This is a genomic window from Bowmanella sp. JS7-9, from assembly GCF_004329715.1.
Classification (GTDB): Bacteria; Pseudomonadota; Gammaproteobacteria; order Enterobacterales; family Alteromonadaceae; genus Pseudobowmanella; species Pseudobowmanella zhangzhouensis.
Genome location: NZ_JXSY01000002.1, coordinates 56,576 through 73,769 on the forward strand (window position 1 = coordinate 56,576; position 17,194 = coordinate 73,769).

General features: G+C 48.2%; 17 protein-coding genes and 1 riboswitch. Of the genes, 5 read left to right on the plus strand and 12 right to left on the minus strand.

Features of this window, described 5'->3' with window-relative positions; genetic code table 11:
• Window positions 1–30 precede the first annotated feature (30 nt).
• Window positions 31–1,647 (plus strand): thiamine pyrophosphate-binding protein, encoded by a 1,617-nt coding sequence (locus TK45_RS00585; RefSeq protein WP_131256681.1) that lies wholly within the window; start codon window positions 31–33, stop codon window positions 1,645–1,647.
• A 51-nt stretch (window positions 1,648–1,698) separates the two neighbouring features.
• On the opposite strand, the gene TK45_RS00590 is transcribed toward TK45_RS00585, so the two are convergent.
• From TK45_RS00590 to TK45_RS00640, 11 genes are all read right to left on the minus strand, one after another.
• On the minus strand, window positions 1,699–2,760 hold the full coding sequence (locus tag TK45_RS00590) for a DUF3083 family protein (protein ID WP_131256682.1): 1,062 nt from the start codon (window positions 2,758–2,760) through the stop codon (window positions 1,699–1,701).
• Between the two features lie 152 nt (window positions 2,761–2,912).
• A complete protein-coding gene (gene modC / locus TK45_RS00595) occupies window positions 2,913–3,959 on the minus strand; it encodes a molybdenum ABC transporter ATP-binding protein (RefSeq protein WP_131256683.1) in 1,047 nt (348 codons plus the stop codon).
• The gene (gene modB, locus TK45_RS00600) at window positions 3,956–4,639 is read right to left on the minus strand and encodes a molybdate ABC transporter permease subunit (RefSeq protein ID WP_131256684.1); all 684 of its coding nucleotides are present in this window, start codon (window positions 4,637–4,639) and stop codon (window positions 3,956–3,958) included. The genes modC and modB overlap by 4 nt, the downstream gene beginning before the upstream one ends.
• On the minus strand, window positions 4,629–5,405 hold the full coding sequence (gene modA, locus TK45_RS00605; RefSeq protein WP_131256685.1) for a molybdate ABC transporter substrate-binding protein: 777 nt from the start codon (window positions 5,403–5,405) through the stop codon (window positions 4,629–4,631). The genes modB and modA overlap by 11 nt, the downstream gene beginning before the upstream one ends.
• Window positions 5,406–5,407: 2 nt before the next feature.
• Window positions 5,408–5,860, minus strand: coding sequence for a molybdopterin synthase catalytic subunit MoaE (moaE, locus tag TK45_RS00610; protein ID WP_131256686.1), 453 nt, complete (start codon window positions 5,858–5,860; stop codon window positions 5,408–5,410).
• A 1-nt stretch (window position 5,861) separates the two neighbouring features.
• Window positions 5,862–6,110, minus strand: a complete 249-nt coding sequence (moaD, locus tag TK45_RS00615) for a molybdopterin converting factor subunit 1 (protein ID WP_131256687.1) — start codon at window positions 6,108–6,110, stop codon at window positions 5,862–5,864.
• Window positions 6,103–6,606, minus strand: a complete 504-nt coding sequence (gene moaC / locus TK45_RS00620; protein WP_131256688.1) for a cyclic pyranopterin monophosphate synthase MoaC — start codon at window positions 6,604–6,606, stop codon at window positions 6,103–6,105. The genes moaD and moaC overlap by 8 nt, the downstream gene beginning before the upstream one ends.
• 1 nt (window position 6,607) lies before the next feature.
• Entirely contained in the window at window positions 6,608–7,147 is a 540-nt protein-coding gene (locus tag TK45_RS00625; RefSeq protein ID WP_131256689.1) for a molybdenum cofactor synthesis domain-containing protein, read from the minus strand.
• Window positions 7,134–7,712: a molybdenum cofactor guanylyltransferase gene (locus tag TK45_RS00630; protein WP_131256690.1), complete on the minus strand. Its 579-nt coding sequence runs from the start codon at window positions 7,710–7,712 to the stop codon at window positions 7,134–7,136. The genes TK45_RS00625 and TK45_RS00630 overlap by 14 nt, the downstream gene beginning before the upstream one ends.
• Before the next feature lies 1 nt (window position 7,713).
• A complete protein-coding gene (gene moaA / locus TK45_RS00635; RefSeq protein WP_131256691.1) occupies window positions 7,714–8,685 on the minus strand; it encodes a GTP 3',8-cyclase MoaA in 972 nt (323 codons plus the stop codon).
• Window positions 8,674–8,810, minus strand: a riboswitch (molybdenum cofactor riboswitch). It overlaps the preceding gene by 12 nt.
• Before the next feature lie 847 nt (window positions 8,811–9,657).
• The gene (locus TK45_RS00640) at window positions 9,658–9,912 is read right to left on the minus strand and encodes a hypothetical protein (protein WP_131256692.1); all 255 of its coding nucleotides are present in this window, start codon (window positions 9,910–9,912) and stop codon (window positions 9,658–9,660) included.
• A 205-nt stretch (window positions 9,913–10,117) separates the two neighbouring features.
• On the opposite strand from TK45_RS00640, the gene TK45_RS16180 reads away from it, so the two are divergent.
• The 4 genes from TK45_RS16180 (at window position 10,118) to TK45_RS00655 (ending at window position 16,206) form a co-directional block, all read left to right on the plus strand.
• Window positions 10,118–10,291, plus strand: a complete 174-nt coding sequence (locus TK45_RS16180) for a hypothetical protein (protein WP_165490667.1) — start codon at window positions 10,118–10,120, stop codon at window positions 10,289–10,291.
• A 147-nt stretch (window positions 10,292–10,438) separates the two neighbouring features.
• Entirely contained in the window at window positions 10,439–10,954 is a 516-nt protein-coding gene (locus tag TK45_RS00645; protein WP_131256693.1) for a hypothetical protein, read from the plus strand.
• 10 nt (window positions 10,955–10,964) lie between these two features.
• Window positions 10,965–13,184 carry a hypothetical protein gene (locus TK45_RS00650; protein ID WP_131256694.1) on the plus strand — a complete coding sequence of 740 codons (2,220 nt, stop codon included), beginning with the start codon at window positions 10,965–10,967 and terminating at the stop codon, window positions 13,182–13,184.
• Entirely contained in the window at window positions 13,174–16,206 is a 3,033-nt protein-coding gene (locus TK45_RS00655; RefSeq protein WP_131256695.1) for a hypothetical protein, read from the plus strand. The genes TK45_RS00650 and TK45_RS00655 overlap by 11 nt, the downstream gene beginning before the upstream one ends.
• On the opposite strand, the gene TK45_RS00660 is transcribed toward TK45_RS00655, so the two are convergent.
• The gene (locus TK45_RS00660; protein ID WP_131256696.1) at window positions 16,203–16,934 is read right to left on the minus strand and encodes a hypothetical protein; all 732 of its coding nucleotides are present in this window, start codon (window positions 16,932–16,934) and stop codon (window positions 16,203–16,205) included. The two genes, TK45_RS00655 and TK45_RS00660, sit on opposite strands and share 4 nt — an antisense overlap.
• Window positions 16,935–17,194 lie beyond the last annotated feature (260 nt).

Consider the following 17,194-nt stretch of genomic DNA (forward strand, 5'->3'; position numbering starts at 1 on the left):
TGCAAGCACACTGCAAACAACGGGGTGCTTATGTTATTGGTCGATGCGTTACTTGCAGAGTTAGAATTATTTGGCGTTAAGCAGTTATTTGGTATACCGGGTGATTTTGTATTGCCGTTATTTGAGCAGTTACAGCAACGCGATCGTTTCCCCCTGTATTATCTCAGTCACGAGCCCTCTGCTGTATTTGCTGCTGATGCGGCCGCCCGCATAAGTAACAAGCCTGCAGTGGTATTACTCACCTATGGTGCCGGTGCACTTAATGCGGTGAATGCGGTGGCTCAGGCTTATGTTGAGCATGTACCTCTGGTTGTTATCGCCGGTTTTCCCAGTGAGCAGGAAATACAGCGCGGCTTACAAATTCACCACCAGGCAAAAACGGTTGACTCACAGCGTGATATTTACCGCGAAATCACCGCCTGCCAGGTGAGGTTGGATAAGGCAGAGCGGGCAGGGGAAGATATTCGTCTGGCACTTAAAACCGCAGCAGAGCAAAGCCGGCCAGTGTTAATTGAAATACCGCGTGATGCAGTGTACTTTCGCACGACGTTAGCAGGACAATACCAGTCACCGCAAGTGCCGGTGCTAGAGCTTGCTCTGGCAGTGGCGCATCTTACTGACAAGTTAAAAGCGGCCAAACGGCCAGTTATACTAGCGGGGGTTGATGTCAGGCGATTCGAGACGGTGTCAGAGCTACAGCAACTAGCCGAAAATATGAGTATCCCGTTTTGTAGTACCTTAATGGGCAGGGCAAGCTTTGATCAGCAGCACCCTTTGTATCGGGGCATTTTTTTAGATAAGTCTGATGTCAGACCGATGCAATTGCTAAAAGATGCGGATCTGATTTTACAAATCGGCGTGATAAAAACTGACAGCAACTTTGCCGCTCATGCTGCATTATTTTCGCCAGATAAGGTGATTGAAATTGAGCAAAATAACCTGAAACTGGATTTAGTGACCTATCATCAGTTACCGCTAAATGCCTTGTTGGCCGCGCTTAATGCGCAAAATATGCCGCCTTTTGCCGGACAATTACCGCTTGCTCAGCAAGAAGAGGTACCGGCCAGGCAATTTAGTGCCAGCGCTGTGGTACAACATCTGGATAAGCGTTTGGCTGAAAGTTCACTAACCGTACCCATTATCTCAGATATCGGCGATTGCCTGTTTGCCTCGTTACATGCCAAACCCAGTTTAATGTTAGCGCCAGCGTTTTATGCTTCTATGGGCTATGCCGTGCCTGCTGCAGTGGGCGTGCAAGCAGTAACGGGTTTAAGGCCTGTCGTGTTGGTAGGCGATGGCGCTTTTTTAATGACAGGATTAGAGCTGGGGCATTGTGTCAGGTATGGTTTTGCACCAATAGTGATTGTGTTTAATAACCGGCGCTGGGACATGATTGAAGCCTTTTCACCCAATTTACAGTGTACCCATTTAGACCATTGGCATTATGCTGATTTAGCCCGTGGCATGGGCGGATTGGGGATGCAGGTAAATAGTCTGGACGATTTTGATCAGGCATTGGAGCTGGCACTAGCCAGCAAACGCTTTACCTTAATTGAGGTAATGGTTGCCGAAAGCAGTCGCAGCGAGCGGCTGAATGCTTTCGCTGCAGGCTTTCTTGGTGCACAGAAACACCCGGCTGCGTGTTAACCATAAGCCAGAAAAAAACGCCACTTGGGCGGTTTTTTTTGGCGGTTTTTGCTAAAACAAATAGCTGATGTGCTGGTGAAAGCGCACTATCATATCCTGTTGTTTACCATCTAAGTGCAATTTGTCGCCCAAGCTGTGTAATGCCGATTCAACGCGGTTCATAAACTTGCCAAAGCCCATTTCTGTTTTGTCTGCTTCAGTGGCAACAAACAGAAAATGCACCGTGTCGACTAACTTTTCTGTGCTGCAATAAGTAACGAAAGGCGTTTCAGAGCGGGACGGATCAAAACCGAGGCGAATAAGTTCTGCTGAAGTGTCCGACTGTTCAAATTTGCTATTTCTGACTAAGGGTGTCAAACCGTTCGCGACCATAGCGCAATGCCCCAGTTGCTTGCCGGCAATTGCTTGCTCAAAGCTCGCGCTCAAGCCTTGGTACAGGCTGCTATGTTCGCTGATATTATCGGCAAAGCGTTGCTTTAGTTGTCGGCTAACAGGCAAGGTTACATGCACATAGGTTAATGCGCTATGTTCGGCCAGTTCGACCTGACGTGCTTTATAACGTGCGCCCAAAGATCGTAGTTTGTAGCCATAGCTCTCGGTTGGGGCTTTTAGCTTGGCGAACAAATCGTAAGTTAAATGTTGATGATCTCTGATTTTTATCGCTACATCTTTAACCGGTAGGTGCTGCTTTAATTTATGCAATAACTGGCAAACGCGCTGATGAAAGTCGGCCGCGTTGGCGCGCAGGTTGTCACCTGTTGCCAAAAATAACAGCTGTATTTTTTTTGCCTGATAGTTAGCGGTGCTAATCAGATCCTGAGCTTCATGATAAAGTGGATTATAAAAAAACGGCACTTGTTCAGCAGTTTGCAGTGAGTAGGCTTCATGATGAAACCGCACCACAGGCACTTTATCATTTGCAATAAGATGCACATTGTATAGCTGATATTCTTCAGCAAGCTTAAACAGTTGCTCACTTAACTGCTGGTAGCAATGCCAGCTGCCAACATAGTGCTGGTAAAGCTCCGGGCTGGCTTTAAATTCAGCGAGGATATATTGGTTAGATTTAGCGTTTTCGGGTAAGTAAACTTTATGTTGGCTACTAACTGGCATGATGCACTCCGGCGTAATGACAAATACCGCTACAGTGTAAAGTCAGGCTTTAGCAAAACCTTGTTCCAGAACAACTTTTACTTAAGATACTGCGTTGGTGGTAGTGTCGAGGTATCACAGTTAGGTAGCTTGGCCAGGGTTGGTTTATCAATTTAATAAATCGCAACCGCTTTAATTTGCACATAGACGGTCATGTCGGCTTTTAGTCTTAACCGTTCAGTAGAGCGGTTGGTAACAAGCGCCTGTAGTGGCTGCCCCTCAACCTGTAGCTGCACGATGCTCTCTGCTGGGTGAGATGCGCTGGTAAAGCCACAGACGGTTGCTTGTAACTGGTTGTTGACGGAGCTGTTTACCAGAGGTTCAAGGCTGATTGCCACATCTTTTGCTTGCACCCGCAAACGGCATGCACCATTAAAGTACTGATAAGGCAGCATTAACTGCTGCTTACCGAGCTGCAGCGTTAACAAGGTGTCATCGTTACTGGTTGCCGTGTGACAATGCAACACTGACATGGCGCCAAACGCTGAGAACGCTTGCAGACTCAGTTGCTGTTGCAACGGACCTTGTGTAACAAGCTGCCCCTGCTGTAGTAAGACAATATGGTCGGCAAGCTGCACAATATCGTCCAGCTGATGGCTTACTAACAACATCGGGATCTTTGTTTGCTGGCTGATACGGTGTAAAAACGGCAGTATCTCAGCTTTACTTTGCTGATCCAGGCCAGCGAAAGGCTCATCCAACAACAGCAGCTGCGGGCTGGTTAACAGGGCGCGTCCTAGAGCCAGCCGCTGTCGCTGCCCGCCGGACAATTGGTGCTGTTTCAGGCCAAGTAATGGCTTCAGATCAAGCATGGCTATGATCAATTCGGGGGTTAACGTGCGCTGCTGTTTTCGCGTGCGGTTAAAGCCATACAACAGATTTTGCTCAGTACTTAAATGCGGCAGCAGAAAAGCTTGCTGAAACACCATACCAATGCGTCGTTTCTCTACTGGTAATGCGACAGTGCCTGTTAGCCATGACTGGTTATTAAATTGAATCAGCCCTTGGCAATTGGGCTCCAGGCCAGCGATAGCGCGTAGCAGGCTGGTTTTGCCGCAGCCCGAGCGCCCAACAATAGCGGTGATGCCCGTTGTCGGTAAGGTTGTGTTGATGTTCAGATCAAAATGCTGCCGTACCAGCTGCAACTGTAAAGTAATCATGCTACTACCTGGGCGAAGCGGCGCTGCGCGCTATAAACGATAGACAGCACAACAAACGCAGCCACTAACATGCCAATCGAAAGCGTGTGAGCTGCGGCGTAATTCATCGCTTCGGTATGATCATAAATCAGAATCGATAGCACCCGGGTTTCCCCCGGAATACTGCCACCCAGCATCAGTATGACGCCGAACTCCCCCAGGGTATGGGCGAAGCTTAAGGTTGCCGCAACAATAAAGCCGCCGCGGCACAGCGGTAAGGTAATGCTGAAAAACCGATCTAAAGAACCCGCGCCAAGGCTTGCCGCCAGTTCATTCGGTAAAGGGCCCATATCCTGAAACGACTGCATCAGGGGTTGCACGGCAAAAGGTAGCGAGTAACACACTGAGGCCACTACAATGCCACTGAAACTAAACGCCAGGTGGGAGAACCCCATAAGTTCAAGAGTACTGCCAATAGCGCCATTTGGCCCAAGCAGCAATAACAAATAGAAGCCCAAAACAGTGGGTGGCAATACCAAAGGTAACGCCACTATTGCCTGAATTACAATGCGGCTTTTACTCGAGGTGCGCGCCAGCCACCACGCCAGCGGCGTGGCAACGATTAACAGCAGAACTGTTGTCAGACTGCATAGTTTCAGCGTTAACCAAATCGCCTGATAGTCGGCAGGACTAAGGTACATAGCGCTCCTCATGGTTACGTTGTGGTTCAGTAAAACCGTACCTGAGCATAATGTTGCGGGCGTTTGTGCTTTGCAGGTAGGCGATGAATTGTTTGCTAAGCGGGTTAGCCGCGCCGTGCAAGGTAACAACATAGCCTTGCTCAAGTGGTGAGTGCAGCGTCTCGTCAATCAGCGTATAAGGCTTATCGTGTAAGGCCGGGGACAGAGCCAGTGACAGAGCAATAATGCCGATATCCGCTGCACCGGATTTGACCATTTGCGCTGTTTGCGCAATGTTCTCGCCATAGACGATTTTGGCCTGTAACTGTTGCCAGAGGCCCGCCTTGATTAGGGCTTGTTTTGCGCGTAGGCCATAAGGCGCATGTTCTGGCTGGGCAATCGCGATACGCTTAAAGCGCTTTTGTGTCAGATCTGACAGCGTAAGCGCGCTAATGCCAGCTGTGTTGCTCCACAGCACCAGGCGGCCTAAAGCATGTACTGCTGGCACGGTTGCAGTAAAACCGGCGTCAGCCAGTGTATTGGCATACCGAATATCGGCAGAAAAATAAATATCGAACGGTGCGCCGTGTTGGATTTGGCTGCTGAGTTTTCCGCTGGCGCCAAATACTAACTCGACCGTTGCAGCAGTGTGCTGCTGTTTGAATTGCGCCACGATATCCGTAAGGGCAAACCTGAGATCCGACGCGGCGGCTATGGTTAGCTTGTCTTCCGCCTGCAGCGAAAGACAGAAAACGGTGAACATCAGGTAAAGCGCGTGGCGCAGCATCTTTAGTGCTCCCAGCGTGCTAATGCCACTTTATCGCTGTCTTTGGAGGCTACCCAGTATTCGGCTTCAGTGGTGTGTTCTTTTTTCCAAAATGGCGCCTGATTTTTCAGGTAGTCCATAATAAACTCGCAGGCACTAAACGCGGCTGCCCGGTGAGCACTGGCCACGCCAACAAAGACGATTTGGGCGTTGGGTTTTAAATAGCCAACCCGGTGAATAATATGCACTGCACCAAGCTCCCAGCGCGATTTCGCTTTGTAGGCGATGTCTTTTAACGCTTTTTCCGTCATGCCAGGGTAGTGTTCCAGTGTCATGCCAGATAGGGTAGTGCTTTGCAGATCCCGTACCAGCCCACAAAAGGTAACGATGGCACCGCAACCGGCGTTACGGCGTAACTCGTCGTACTCACTGGCCTGGCAAAAGTCATCCGTTTGCACAGCAACAAATACCGTCATGTTAACCTCCGGTGACCGGTGGGAAAAAGGCGACCTCATCGCCAGCAACGACCTCGGCACTGTGGCTAACCATGGTTTGGTTAATGGCACAAAGTAACTCTGTACCGCTTAAGGCTTGCTGCCATTGTTCATTGTGCTGTTGTAAGTGTAACAACAGTGACTCGACAGTCGTTGGGGTAGCGCAATGCGCGGTATATTGGTCACAATGCAGCCGCTCACGTAGCGCGGCAAAAAACAGCACTTTAATCATGATGAGTCTCCAGTAAATAGTGCCCGGACTTGCCACCTGTTTTTTCCAGCAGTTGCACATCGTGAATAGACATGGATTTATCGACGGCTTTGCACATGTCGTAAATGGTAAGTGCTGCAACGGATGCAGCCGTTAACGCTTCCATCTCTACGCCAGTTTGGCCGGTTACGCTACAGTAAGACTCAATATAAATCTGGCCCCGCTCGGGGTTAAGCTGGAAGTCGATGCTGACTTTGCTTAGCATCAGGCTATGGCATAAAGGGATCAGCTCACTGGTTTTCTTCGCGGCCATAATGCCGGCAATACGTGCCGTCGCCAGCACATCGCCTTTTTTCAGCAATGCCTGCTCAATAAGCTTAATAACCTTGCTTGAGGTTTGCACTTTGGCTGATGCCCGGGCTACGCGCTGGTTAGCCATTTTATCGTTAATATCAACCATTGCGGCGGCACCATTGGCATTCAAATGGGTGAGAGTAGCGGTTTGCATATTGGACATGTCAGGCTCCACAGGTTTGGCTGGGGCTATGTTTAACATGGGCGACAAAATTACAGGGCCCGGTTTTTCCGCTAAGCTGCGGTAAGATCAGTTGCTGCATTGCTAACTGACACGCTGAACCAGAACCGGGCATGGCAAATATCAGTGTGTCATTGGCTAACCCAGCCAAGGCGCCAGATTGCAGCGCCGCAGAGCCAACATCCTGATAAGACAGCTGGCGAAATAGCTCGCCAAAGCCGGGTACCGTGCTATCAAGCAGCGGCGTTATGGCAGCAATAGTACAGTTGTTTTTGGCATAGCCGGTACCGCCGTTTATCAGCACAACCTGTACCAGATCACTGGCAATCCAGTGGCTAAGCTGAGCGCGCAGCAGATATTTGTTATTTGGCAGTAACGCCCGGCCAACAAGGTTATGCCCCGCTGTTTGTAATGCGTCGCAAAGTAAGGCGCCGCTGCAGTCATTGTGTTCAGTACGACTGTCCGATACGGTAAGTACACAAACCGCAAGCGGATAAAAATGAGTTAAGTCAGGCTTGGGCATAATCCCTCCTGTGCGCTAAAACGTTAAGACACTGCTGCCATTGTTCGGGGGTGTTAGTGTTAAGTAGCTCTGATGCAGAGCTTGCAACGGATAAGGCACCAAGTTGGTCGAGTAATTGTTTTACAGAACGTTTCCCTGCATGTAATTGCTGTTCAATCTGGTTAGCCAAGCTGGCGCTAACCGGTAACACGCAAGGTAGCGGGCTATCGGTAAAGTAAGTCGCCTGGTTCGCAGCAGCATTTAGCAACAGTTGCAGCGAGTCGGCCGTCAACAGTGGTGTATCCACAGCCAGCACTAATAATCTATCGCTAGTACAGTGGCTCAGACTGGCTAAAATGCCTGCCAACGGACCTTGTTGATGTAGCATGGGCTGTGCTAAATCATGAATAAAGCCGGCTTGATTGCGGCTTACCAAAACCTGTTTGGCGCCGGCTGCAAATGCCAGTTGCTGCATATGCGACAGCAGAGTTTGCCCCTGAATGTTAAGTAGGGCTTTATCTTGTCCCATTCGGCTGGATAATCCGCCGGCCAGAATCAGGGCAGTGAACGCAGTGTGTGTTTGCATGCTAGCCTCCGATCTGTGCAAGGTGCCGCGTGCTGCCACTGTGTTCCCGTTGTAACTGATGGCTGTAGGCTTTGCCTTGCACCGCTTGTTGTAAAAAGCGCTGCAGTGCGGCGGTGTCGTCGGTGTGTAAGAAAGCGCGCAGATCCTGATAGCTATCAGTAAACAGGCAAAGATAGAGCTGACCGAGGCTGGATACACGTAGACGATTACAGTCGGCGCAAAAATCTTTGCTGTAAGGCATGATTAAACCGATATTGCCTTGATAATCCGGGTGTGAATACTCTAACGCCGGGCCATCGGTTTTCGCTTTTGTCTTAAGTTGCCAGCCCTGCTGCAGTAACTGGTTTTGGATCAGACTGCCACTTAAGTGCTGACGCTGATAATAGCTGGCATTATCGCCCGTGCGCATCAGCTCGATAAATCGCAGTGCGATAGGCTGAGATTTAACAAAGTTGAGAAAGTCACCTAGTTCAGCGGCATTATGCTGTTTGAGTAACACCGTGTTGATTTTAACTTGCGCAATGCCCAAGGCTTGCGCATAGGCAACGCCTGCAAGAATTTCGGCCAGTTTGTCCTGACCGGTAATGAGGTGAAAGTTATCAGCGTCCAGGCTATCTATACTGACATTAATCGCATCAAGCCCTGCAGCTTGCCAGGCTTTAGCATCGCGCAGTAAGCGGTAACCGTTGGTTGTAAGCGCCACTTTTTCGATGCCGGGCACAGCTTTGCAGGTTGCAATGATTTCGGTTAAATCTTTTCTCAGTGAGGGCTCGCCTCCGGTAATCCGTACTTTGCGGGTGCCAAGCTGTGCAAAAGCGGTAACCAAGCGCTTTATTTCAGCAATAGACAATTCACCAACGCGTGAATCGCAGGTGTTGCCATCAGGCAGGCAATAGCTGCAACGGAAGTTACAGGTCTCCGTAATGGATAAGCGTAAATAACTAAAGCGGCGCGCATAGGCGTCAATTAACATAACTCACCTTTCCAAATGGGGAGGTGTGGCCGTTTCCAGTCATACCCGGTGGCGTTATTGCCACGGCTTACCGTTCCTAGCCTGGTTAAAGCCTTAGAGCCGGTAGCTCGGTGTTATGTCTGTAAGCTTAAGCAGTTTGCTGGCGTATTGTTATTGCCAAGAAGGGGTGTTTTACTACTACCTAGTGGGTAGATTGTTTTCATTTGACCTAAAGCCATATGAGGTGACGCACAACTCATTTTATCAGCTGATAAAATTCCGTATTCCACAAACTGGTAAGGTCAGGGTATATGACACAAATAGCCTTGAACCCCACAGGTAAAAGCTTCGGCTGATTTTGTTTGAGACGGAAAAGTGTTGGCGGTGAGAACGAAGTGAAGACAGATTATGCCGGATGAGAGTGCTTATGAATGAAAAAATAAGTACTCCTCAGAATGTAGCTATACGATTTATTTTAAATGGGGGGACCGACATTTTCGCGATGGTTTGATAAATCATTTAATTTTCGAGTTTAATTAAAATCTCTACAGGGGATTCCATTTTTACATAATCGGCATTACCTGCACCGGCGCTTTTCAACAGCGCCGGTTTTCGTTGTGAACACCCCAAAACAGTGCCTTATTGTGGCGCTAATTTCTCCAAACGGCGCACGAAAAATGTTGGTCAATTTGACCACTTTTCAGTTTTGCCCCACTCGTTGCGATAGTGACGTGAGCGTGGTGTTTTTGACGATTTGGCGGTACGTAATATCCCGATAGGCGGCATGTAAAAATTTTTTTTCGATCAGCGCGATAAAAATGCCGTGATCATCACCATAGGGGCGGTTGTCTGCCGGTCGTGCTAAAAATATTTTTGGCGGGGGTGATATTTTTGCGGATTGGATCACCATAGGGGCGGCAGTCTGTCGGCCGTGCTAAAAAATATTTTTGGCGTGGGGGATATTTTTGCGGATTTGATCACCACAGGTGAATGTTAGTCGGCGATGCTGTCAGTCCACCCAAAACATCGAGCAACGGCGGGGTGTCTTTCAATGAGCCAGAACATCAGGTCGTATTTGACGTTGTAATAGGCCCCCGATATTTTGCTGGGGAGCGATTCTGGAAAGAGATTGCCTCCGTAATTTGGTAGCACGCGCATCGTCGATTGTGCGAGCAGTGCCTTATGGTCTGGGTCGGTATTTGACGAATCTTGTGTCATATCACTTTGGCTACTCTGTCTTTTTTCCATTTCACACCGGCCTCTTAATACACGCCTCGCCTTACAATACATGACCTAAGCCCTGGGGTAACAGCTATGATAAAAAAAATTAAAAAAATTAAATATTTTTGCGGAAATCATCGCCATAAGAGGGTGTAACGTCGTCAAGTCGTTACATCCTTTTTACATTAACTCGTCCTCATCAGCGTGGTGGGGACTCAACCTAGGAGGCTTTATGCCTAGATCTACAAAGGTCGCGAATAATTTCGAGGCCGCAGAGGAATTTCCACTCGATGAAATCGACGTGGCATTCAATTTTCTTACGCGGGCCATGTTGCGTCGATATGGTGTAGCAGAAACAATGCGTCGTGTTGGAAAAAATTTTGAAGAGCGTGATACGCCGAATTAACTGGCAGGTAAAAGCCCGGTAACGTCCGGGCTTTTTTTTGCCCGCAAAGTTTGCGACAAACAAAATTCAAAAATATTTTCCTTCCGCGCAATATTTTTCAACAAAACATCACCAGTCATCCGTAAACACTGTTTGCAGGATGAGTTCATGAGGCTGTACACCCCTAGAGCGGATTTTAGACACGCCAGCAGGGCAGAAATTAAAAGGGCGATTCACGGGGCTAGTTCTAAGTCTGTGTTTACGCGATTAGCAACGATTGCTCCTCAAATCCAGACTGCAATCACGACAAACCCAGTTCCACTCGAACATCGATTTTGGAATGTTGTGCAGTTCTCCCATTCGGATCCATTGACGTTGGTCGGAAATATCCCTGCAATCGTGGCGCTGAGCGCGGAATTACCTACGGTTCCGGTTTTGGTCCACAAAACGCTTCCTGAGTTTCAACAATCGCTTTATGCATTAGAAAGTGCATACGAGGCGGTGATGGCATACCCCATGTCGTACCGTGAACGCCGAAATATCGTCGAATTCCTATTTTGCGACACTGTAAAAAAGTGCGCTTCACTTTGGCGCTCGCCGTATTGGCAGAAACTGTTTCCCGAGGTCGCAACACTCGCAGCATTGGCGCGTCTGTGGCGTTGCTCCACCAAATCCCTGTATTAGGTGGAGAGCGATGATTAGAGAAAAAGTTTTCGGCTGGCTAAACCCACCTGCGCAACTGGACGGGGCTGGTCAGGTTGTCGCTGTGTTAGAAAAACTGCTCGAATTTGATCCGGCATTGTCACGTGACTGGGGTGAGAAAAGCGGCTGGCAGGAATGGCTGGACGGCATATCGCAACGCGCAGAAAAAACTGACAGCAGGGTATTGTTTAAAAAATCGATCACGAAAAATTTATGTGCAGAGAGCCCGCTGTGGGCGCTGCTCTGGCAGGTGAATTTTTGTTCGTTGGGCAATGCCGAACTGCGTTTACTCGCAGCATTTCTGTATCAGTGGGTCGCTATTAAAGACCGTTTGTCATCGCAAGAAACGGAACTGGGAGCGCGGGCACTGCGTTTGCTTTTGACTAAACACCGCGCGGCAATAAATTGGTCCGATATTGTGTTGGATCTCACCGGCCTTACAGACCGTAGCCGTCTCAAATTGGGGAAAAACTGCCGCGAGGCCGCGCTGCAGTGGCCGGTTAATCATTTACGCAGAAACTACCTGCAGCGCCTTGCGATATTTTTTGGTGATGTGCAGGGCGCTATCGGCAAAACCTGTTCGAAGGGAGTACCCAAAAGCCGCAAACGGTATTTCATCGACCTGCGTGAGCTCACTCGCGGCGGATCCGACGATGAGACTGTGCGATTTGTAACACCGGATTGTAGTCTCGATGAAACTGGCGACGTGGCTGCCGAAGATGTTGACTACGAATTGGTGCTCGAAAATCCTGAACCCATTCTGCGCGCCGAATTGGGCTCTCTGGCTGCGGTTTACACGACGGACAACACCACCACACGGTCCGTGTCAGTAGGTCGAAAAATTAAAAAAAACCGCAGACGGAATCAGTTGCATACCGGATTAATGACGCCGCTCGAAACGGGGGCGGTGTTAGATCTGGGCCTGAAATGGCTGTATTCAGAAAAGGGTACGCTTGGCCTCGCAGTGTTAGTCAGTTTTTTTCTTGGCTGGCCGGTGGAAAAGCTCCAATCCATGACAATTTTTTCACCGGGATTGTTGCGAGAGGGCATCGTATGGGATCCAGTCAATAACACCGGATATTGGCAAATTCGTTTACCAGCCTCCAAATCGGAGGCACGATGGAGTCGACTGCGATTGCCCGCCTGTCTAGAACGGTTTTTTACCGCATGCCCCCCTGTGCACAATCAACGACTGTTCAAATCTAAACAACTGAAAAAGCGACTCCAAAAAGCACTGCAACGCGCGTCGGACAATAGCGCTGTTAATTTTTCACTGAATAAAATCGCCCGTTTTTTACCAAATTTTGTTAGTTCGCAACCGGATATCTCGGCTAATCAGTTGGATATCGTGCTGAATTGGCAGCGATTTGAGTGCCGTGTCACCCGCCTGTATACCAGCGTATATGGCGATACGTTACGCGTCATGTGGCAATCATTGTGGCAGAAAGTCGCCGACTATTTACCTGATGATGCAGACAAAATGGCATTGTGCGTTAGTGCGGTTAATTTCGAAATCGGGTCAATCAACTCGCGATTTCTGGTAGACGAGAATGCGGTTAAATCGCTCGTAAACAGGACGTTAGATAGCGTCAATGCGTGTACCAACCCTATCGACTATCACAATAAGCTGACGGCATATACAGCCCTGTTATTTATGGCAGCCAGCGGGTGTCGACCCAATCGGGGGATTGTGCCAGCACGACAACAATTTGATTTCGCTCACAAAATGGTGCGCTTCTGTGACAAAAAAATTAACTCTGAGGAGCGGCTACGCGCTCTGCCAATTTGTGACACGCTTATGTCCCAACTGAATTTTTACGATGAACATAAGGCGCATTTTTTGCGGTTATTTGGTTGGCAAAATGAGGCCCTCTGGCAACTGCAAAACGATGAAGGGCGTTGGCTGTTTTTCGTAACGGACGATCTTCGTCCTCAAAAAGTCAATGTCAGTCGGGTTTATCGACAATTTGGCATCAATCGGGCTGAATTTGCAGACAATTTTTTTCGCCATCAATTTCACAGCGAATTGTCAAAACATGCCTCAGATCGAGTGGTCAATGCGCTAATGGGCCATTGGAGTCACGGCCAATCGCCCCGCACGGCGGACAGTGCTGTTGGGTATGCCGCTCAATTCGATTCCGCAGTCCAGCATATTGAAAATTACATTCAACGAATCGGATTTGTGGCGTTGGAGCCGAAATATGGACGTTAAGCTGTTAGCTGACTGGCTCGTCGAATCAGAGCGGTATTTGGCGGCGATGAATCGGAAAATACGCGGAGATGAGAGCGCATTTTCGGTCGCTTTTGAAACGGCACAACGCGCGCTCGAGCAAGCCGCGAGTTTTAAAAAATGTTCAGTTAGTTCAATCGTGCAAACGCTGCAAAGTGCGCTGATCACCTGCGAAGACGACGGGACAAAAAACGCGCTGCGCTTAATTTTGAACAGTATGGTTTTGCAATGCCAAGGGGCGCATGAGCTTGGTAAGTTTAATGCGCCTGTAATACTGGAGCCGGAACAAGATTTTTTATCAGATTCTGATGTCCACGCCTTCCACACTTTACACAATGCCAAACTGTTGGGGCTGAAAATAGGTCGTAACCGCGATGAACTCCCTTTTAGAACGGCAGTGGGGCGACTAATCGTTTGGCTCATGTTGCGTTGTTGTGTGCCCAATCTGCGAACGGCCGTCGATCTGATTAAAAATGGCAAGCTGATTTATTTTGATAATCAAAATTTCGCGCATTTGGATGACGAGCCATGCCAACGGTTTGCTTTGTGTGATACGAGCACTCTATTGCTGTTGAGAGTGCGTAAACACATGTTAAGCCTAAGGGAGGTAATCGATATAAGGTTATGTCGCTTGGCGCTGAAAAGTTACGGGCTAGGAATTGGGTTGGAACATCTCACTGAGCGCCAGATTATCGGTTGCCGAAAATATCAGGGGGCGATGCAAATCGGGCCGGTCTTTAGTCAACTGATCGTTGGGGCCATCTCATCTACAGAGTTACCCAATAATGTATTTCACCGATTAATGACTGGTCAGCTGGGGGGCGATGCTGGTCCTTTATCGTTACCGATGAAAGACCTGCCAATCAAAATTCAAAATAGTGTCTGTCAACCCGCACAGCCAGTGAGATCCATTGATGAAATTAATCGGATACGGCAGTTAAAAAACTCCTGGTTAGCCCTGTTTCCAAAAAAGCGCCTGGGTAAAGCGAGCTACAAAGCAATATGCAAAGAAATTGAAGAATCCTTGCTCACAGAGCCGAATCTTTTGGCCCGCATGATGGGCTATTGGTTGATTGCCATGATGCGAAATGGTGGAGTCAAAAAATCACACCTGGCAGCGTCAACAATAACGCAATATTTTTCAACAATTTTTCAGCCTGCAATGAATGTATTTATCGATCTGGATGTGCGGTTGCTGTCTGAATCCGAATTATTGAACAAATTGCAGCTCATAATTGACGGTGTCGCATCGCCGCAACAAAAAAAATTCGTCGTCTATTTCGCTGAGTTTTTGATGCGCACTGGTGTTGTGCCAGACATTCCGCTGGACGAATTGGAGTTGCCGGATTTGGCAGTGAGGGTTGATGCCAATCTGGTTACTCCAGCGGATATCGATAAAGTGCTTGCTGCTTTGGCTAGTGCTGATACGGCAGAGTCCAAATTGGCCGCGTTGTTTGTCGCCCTCGGTTTTTATGCCGGGTTACGACGTAACGAGATTTTGGGATTGTGTCTGAGTGACGTTCAACCCTATCCACGCGGGGGGGGCCAATGTTGCACATTAAAAATCCGACCTAATGAACAGCGCAAACCAAAATCTCCCGCAGGGGTTCGAAATATTGAACTGCAGCCGCTGTTGCCAACAGCACAATTGACGTATTTAGTTGAAATAGCGCAAGGCGCGTCGGGCATGAAAAAAAGTTCAGCGCTTTTTAGTAATGCGGCACAAGCCTCTGCTGCAATGTCGCTGGCATCAGATCTGTTGCGCGCCGTTACAGGAGACAAATCGGTTAGGTTCCATCATCTGCGCCACAGTTGCGCGTCATTCAACTGTATGAGGCTATTTTACAAAACCTGGTCCAATGGTCGATGGCGCCCGGCGTTTATGTGCCACCCATTTTTTGATGATGAGCAATGTGAAAAATTTATTGAGAATTTGTGCCAGGGCTACGACGATACGTTCAAATTCTGGCATCTGTGTGAAATGCTGGGGCACAGCGAAATCGATGTCACGATAAATCGTTATATTCATATTCGTTCAATCGCCGTGGCACTGACACAGTCGGAATTACTGACAACAGCCAACGCGGTGTTTATATGGCCAGATATCAGGCTGTCAGAGTCATACCCTCAGTGTGGATTTCGCGAGGGCCTGTCTTTCAGGCACGGAAATGATCCATTTCTGGGACGAATTAGCAATGGCGGCAAGCGATCTTTGATAGGCTTACCTGCACCTGATTTACAACCTGTGATTGATAAGTACAAACAATCACATACCGTCCTGTCGCTGTCCGAACTGTTTGAAATTACTCAAAAGCTGCGCCAGCACCCTGCAGAAACTGTTGCCGCGACACTCGGATATCGCACTACAGATGTGCAGGCAGTGGAACAGTCGGCTGCGTGGTTTGCTGAGAGATATCCAGATAAGGGCGCCAAATTTCCACAATACCCAAAAGCGCCAAAACCACAGTCGGCGTTGCCGCCAGGAAAAACCGAGTCGAGGAACCGCGCGATACTCATGGGCATATTAGGGCGTGTTGAGACAATTTTTTTAAATGATCGTCATGCGAGCCGCCAACAGGCAATTTTGAATGGCGTAAAAATGCTCAGTCTGGCACGGGAACGGGCAGGGTACGCTGTCAGGTGTACACAGCCAGAACAGGTTGAGGTGTTTTTGGCAGCGTTGGATGCGATTGGCATTCCACCAGAGAATATCCGAATCCGTCTCTATCATCGTGTTGTCGACGGGTTGGACACGCTGACGGAGCGGGGTTTAAAAAGCTACCAAACCTATTGGAAAAAGCGGTTGCCAGCGAAATTCGCAAGTGCTTTGCAAGCCATGCCAAATCCAAAGGCGAGATTCAAGGGGCGGAACTCTCCCCATGGCGTACTGGAAATTAGCCAGGTACGAGATGTGGCTAATCAGAAAAGAAAACAGATGCCAGTGTTCGTGCAAGCTCTGCACGTCACCGGCATTTGGTTAAGATATCTGGAACTACTCTGCTAAGCTCTGCAGTAGAACGTCAGAGGAAATTCCTTATAAATATCAATGTTAAAAGCCACTAACGTTTTGTTACGAATGTCGTTATACAAAGCGTTGTTACGATAATAAAGATCATGAAAAGCTAGACACAGAGGGGCGTAAACAGGATTCAAGCCCATATTTTTCTGCTTGAAGGTATACGCTGAAATAATGAGCTGCACCACAAAGTTTAAAAACCAGTCATTTGAATCTGACGGAGTGAAACTGAGTATATCGGTTAAGACTTTGTTGCCCAATTCATCAGGATAACAGCTAATTAAGCGACTAGGCTGACGAGGCACCAATAGTTCTGCTAAAAGCTCCTTATCTTTTAATGTCGACCAGATAAAATTTATTGCTGCATCATTGTCTATCACTTCCATGTGATTTATCAGAGACTCAAATTCATCAGAGATGAGTTTTCCCCTCATGTTTTTCCAGACGTCGGCCGGAATTTGTGTGTTACAAATTTCGACATTACAGGGATTTGGAAACGTAAATTGCGGGTAAAGACCGGGACTGTACATTGCAAAAACAAGTTGATTGTCAATCCGCGTTGCCATAGTTGAAGAAACAACTGCGGAGGAGAGGGGCTTTTGACAAAACGAATGTATTGCAACCAAATTGCAATCAGTGAGTGGGATGTTATGAGGTGGTAGTACACGAGCCAGTACGCGTACTTTTTTTGTTACGGGTTTTAGAAGTAAAGACATAATTTTTACCTTTTTCAATGTCAACGAGGCACAACGTTTGTCATGCCCAATCAAAATCACACAAGCTGTGTGCGCGACAAATGACAAGGGGGCGGGTGTTGGTGGGCCTAAATGAAAATCCTTATTTATCAATGTGTTGCTTATTGTTAATCTGTAACATTACGATAATGTCGAACAATGTGACACGGTCGCGAATGGCAATAACAAATTACTAATTAACTCTGAATTGGCAAAAACTTGTAACGCGATGCGGCAATATC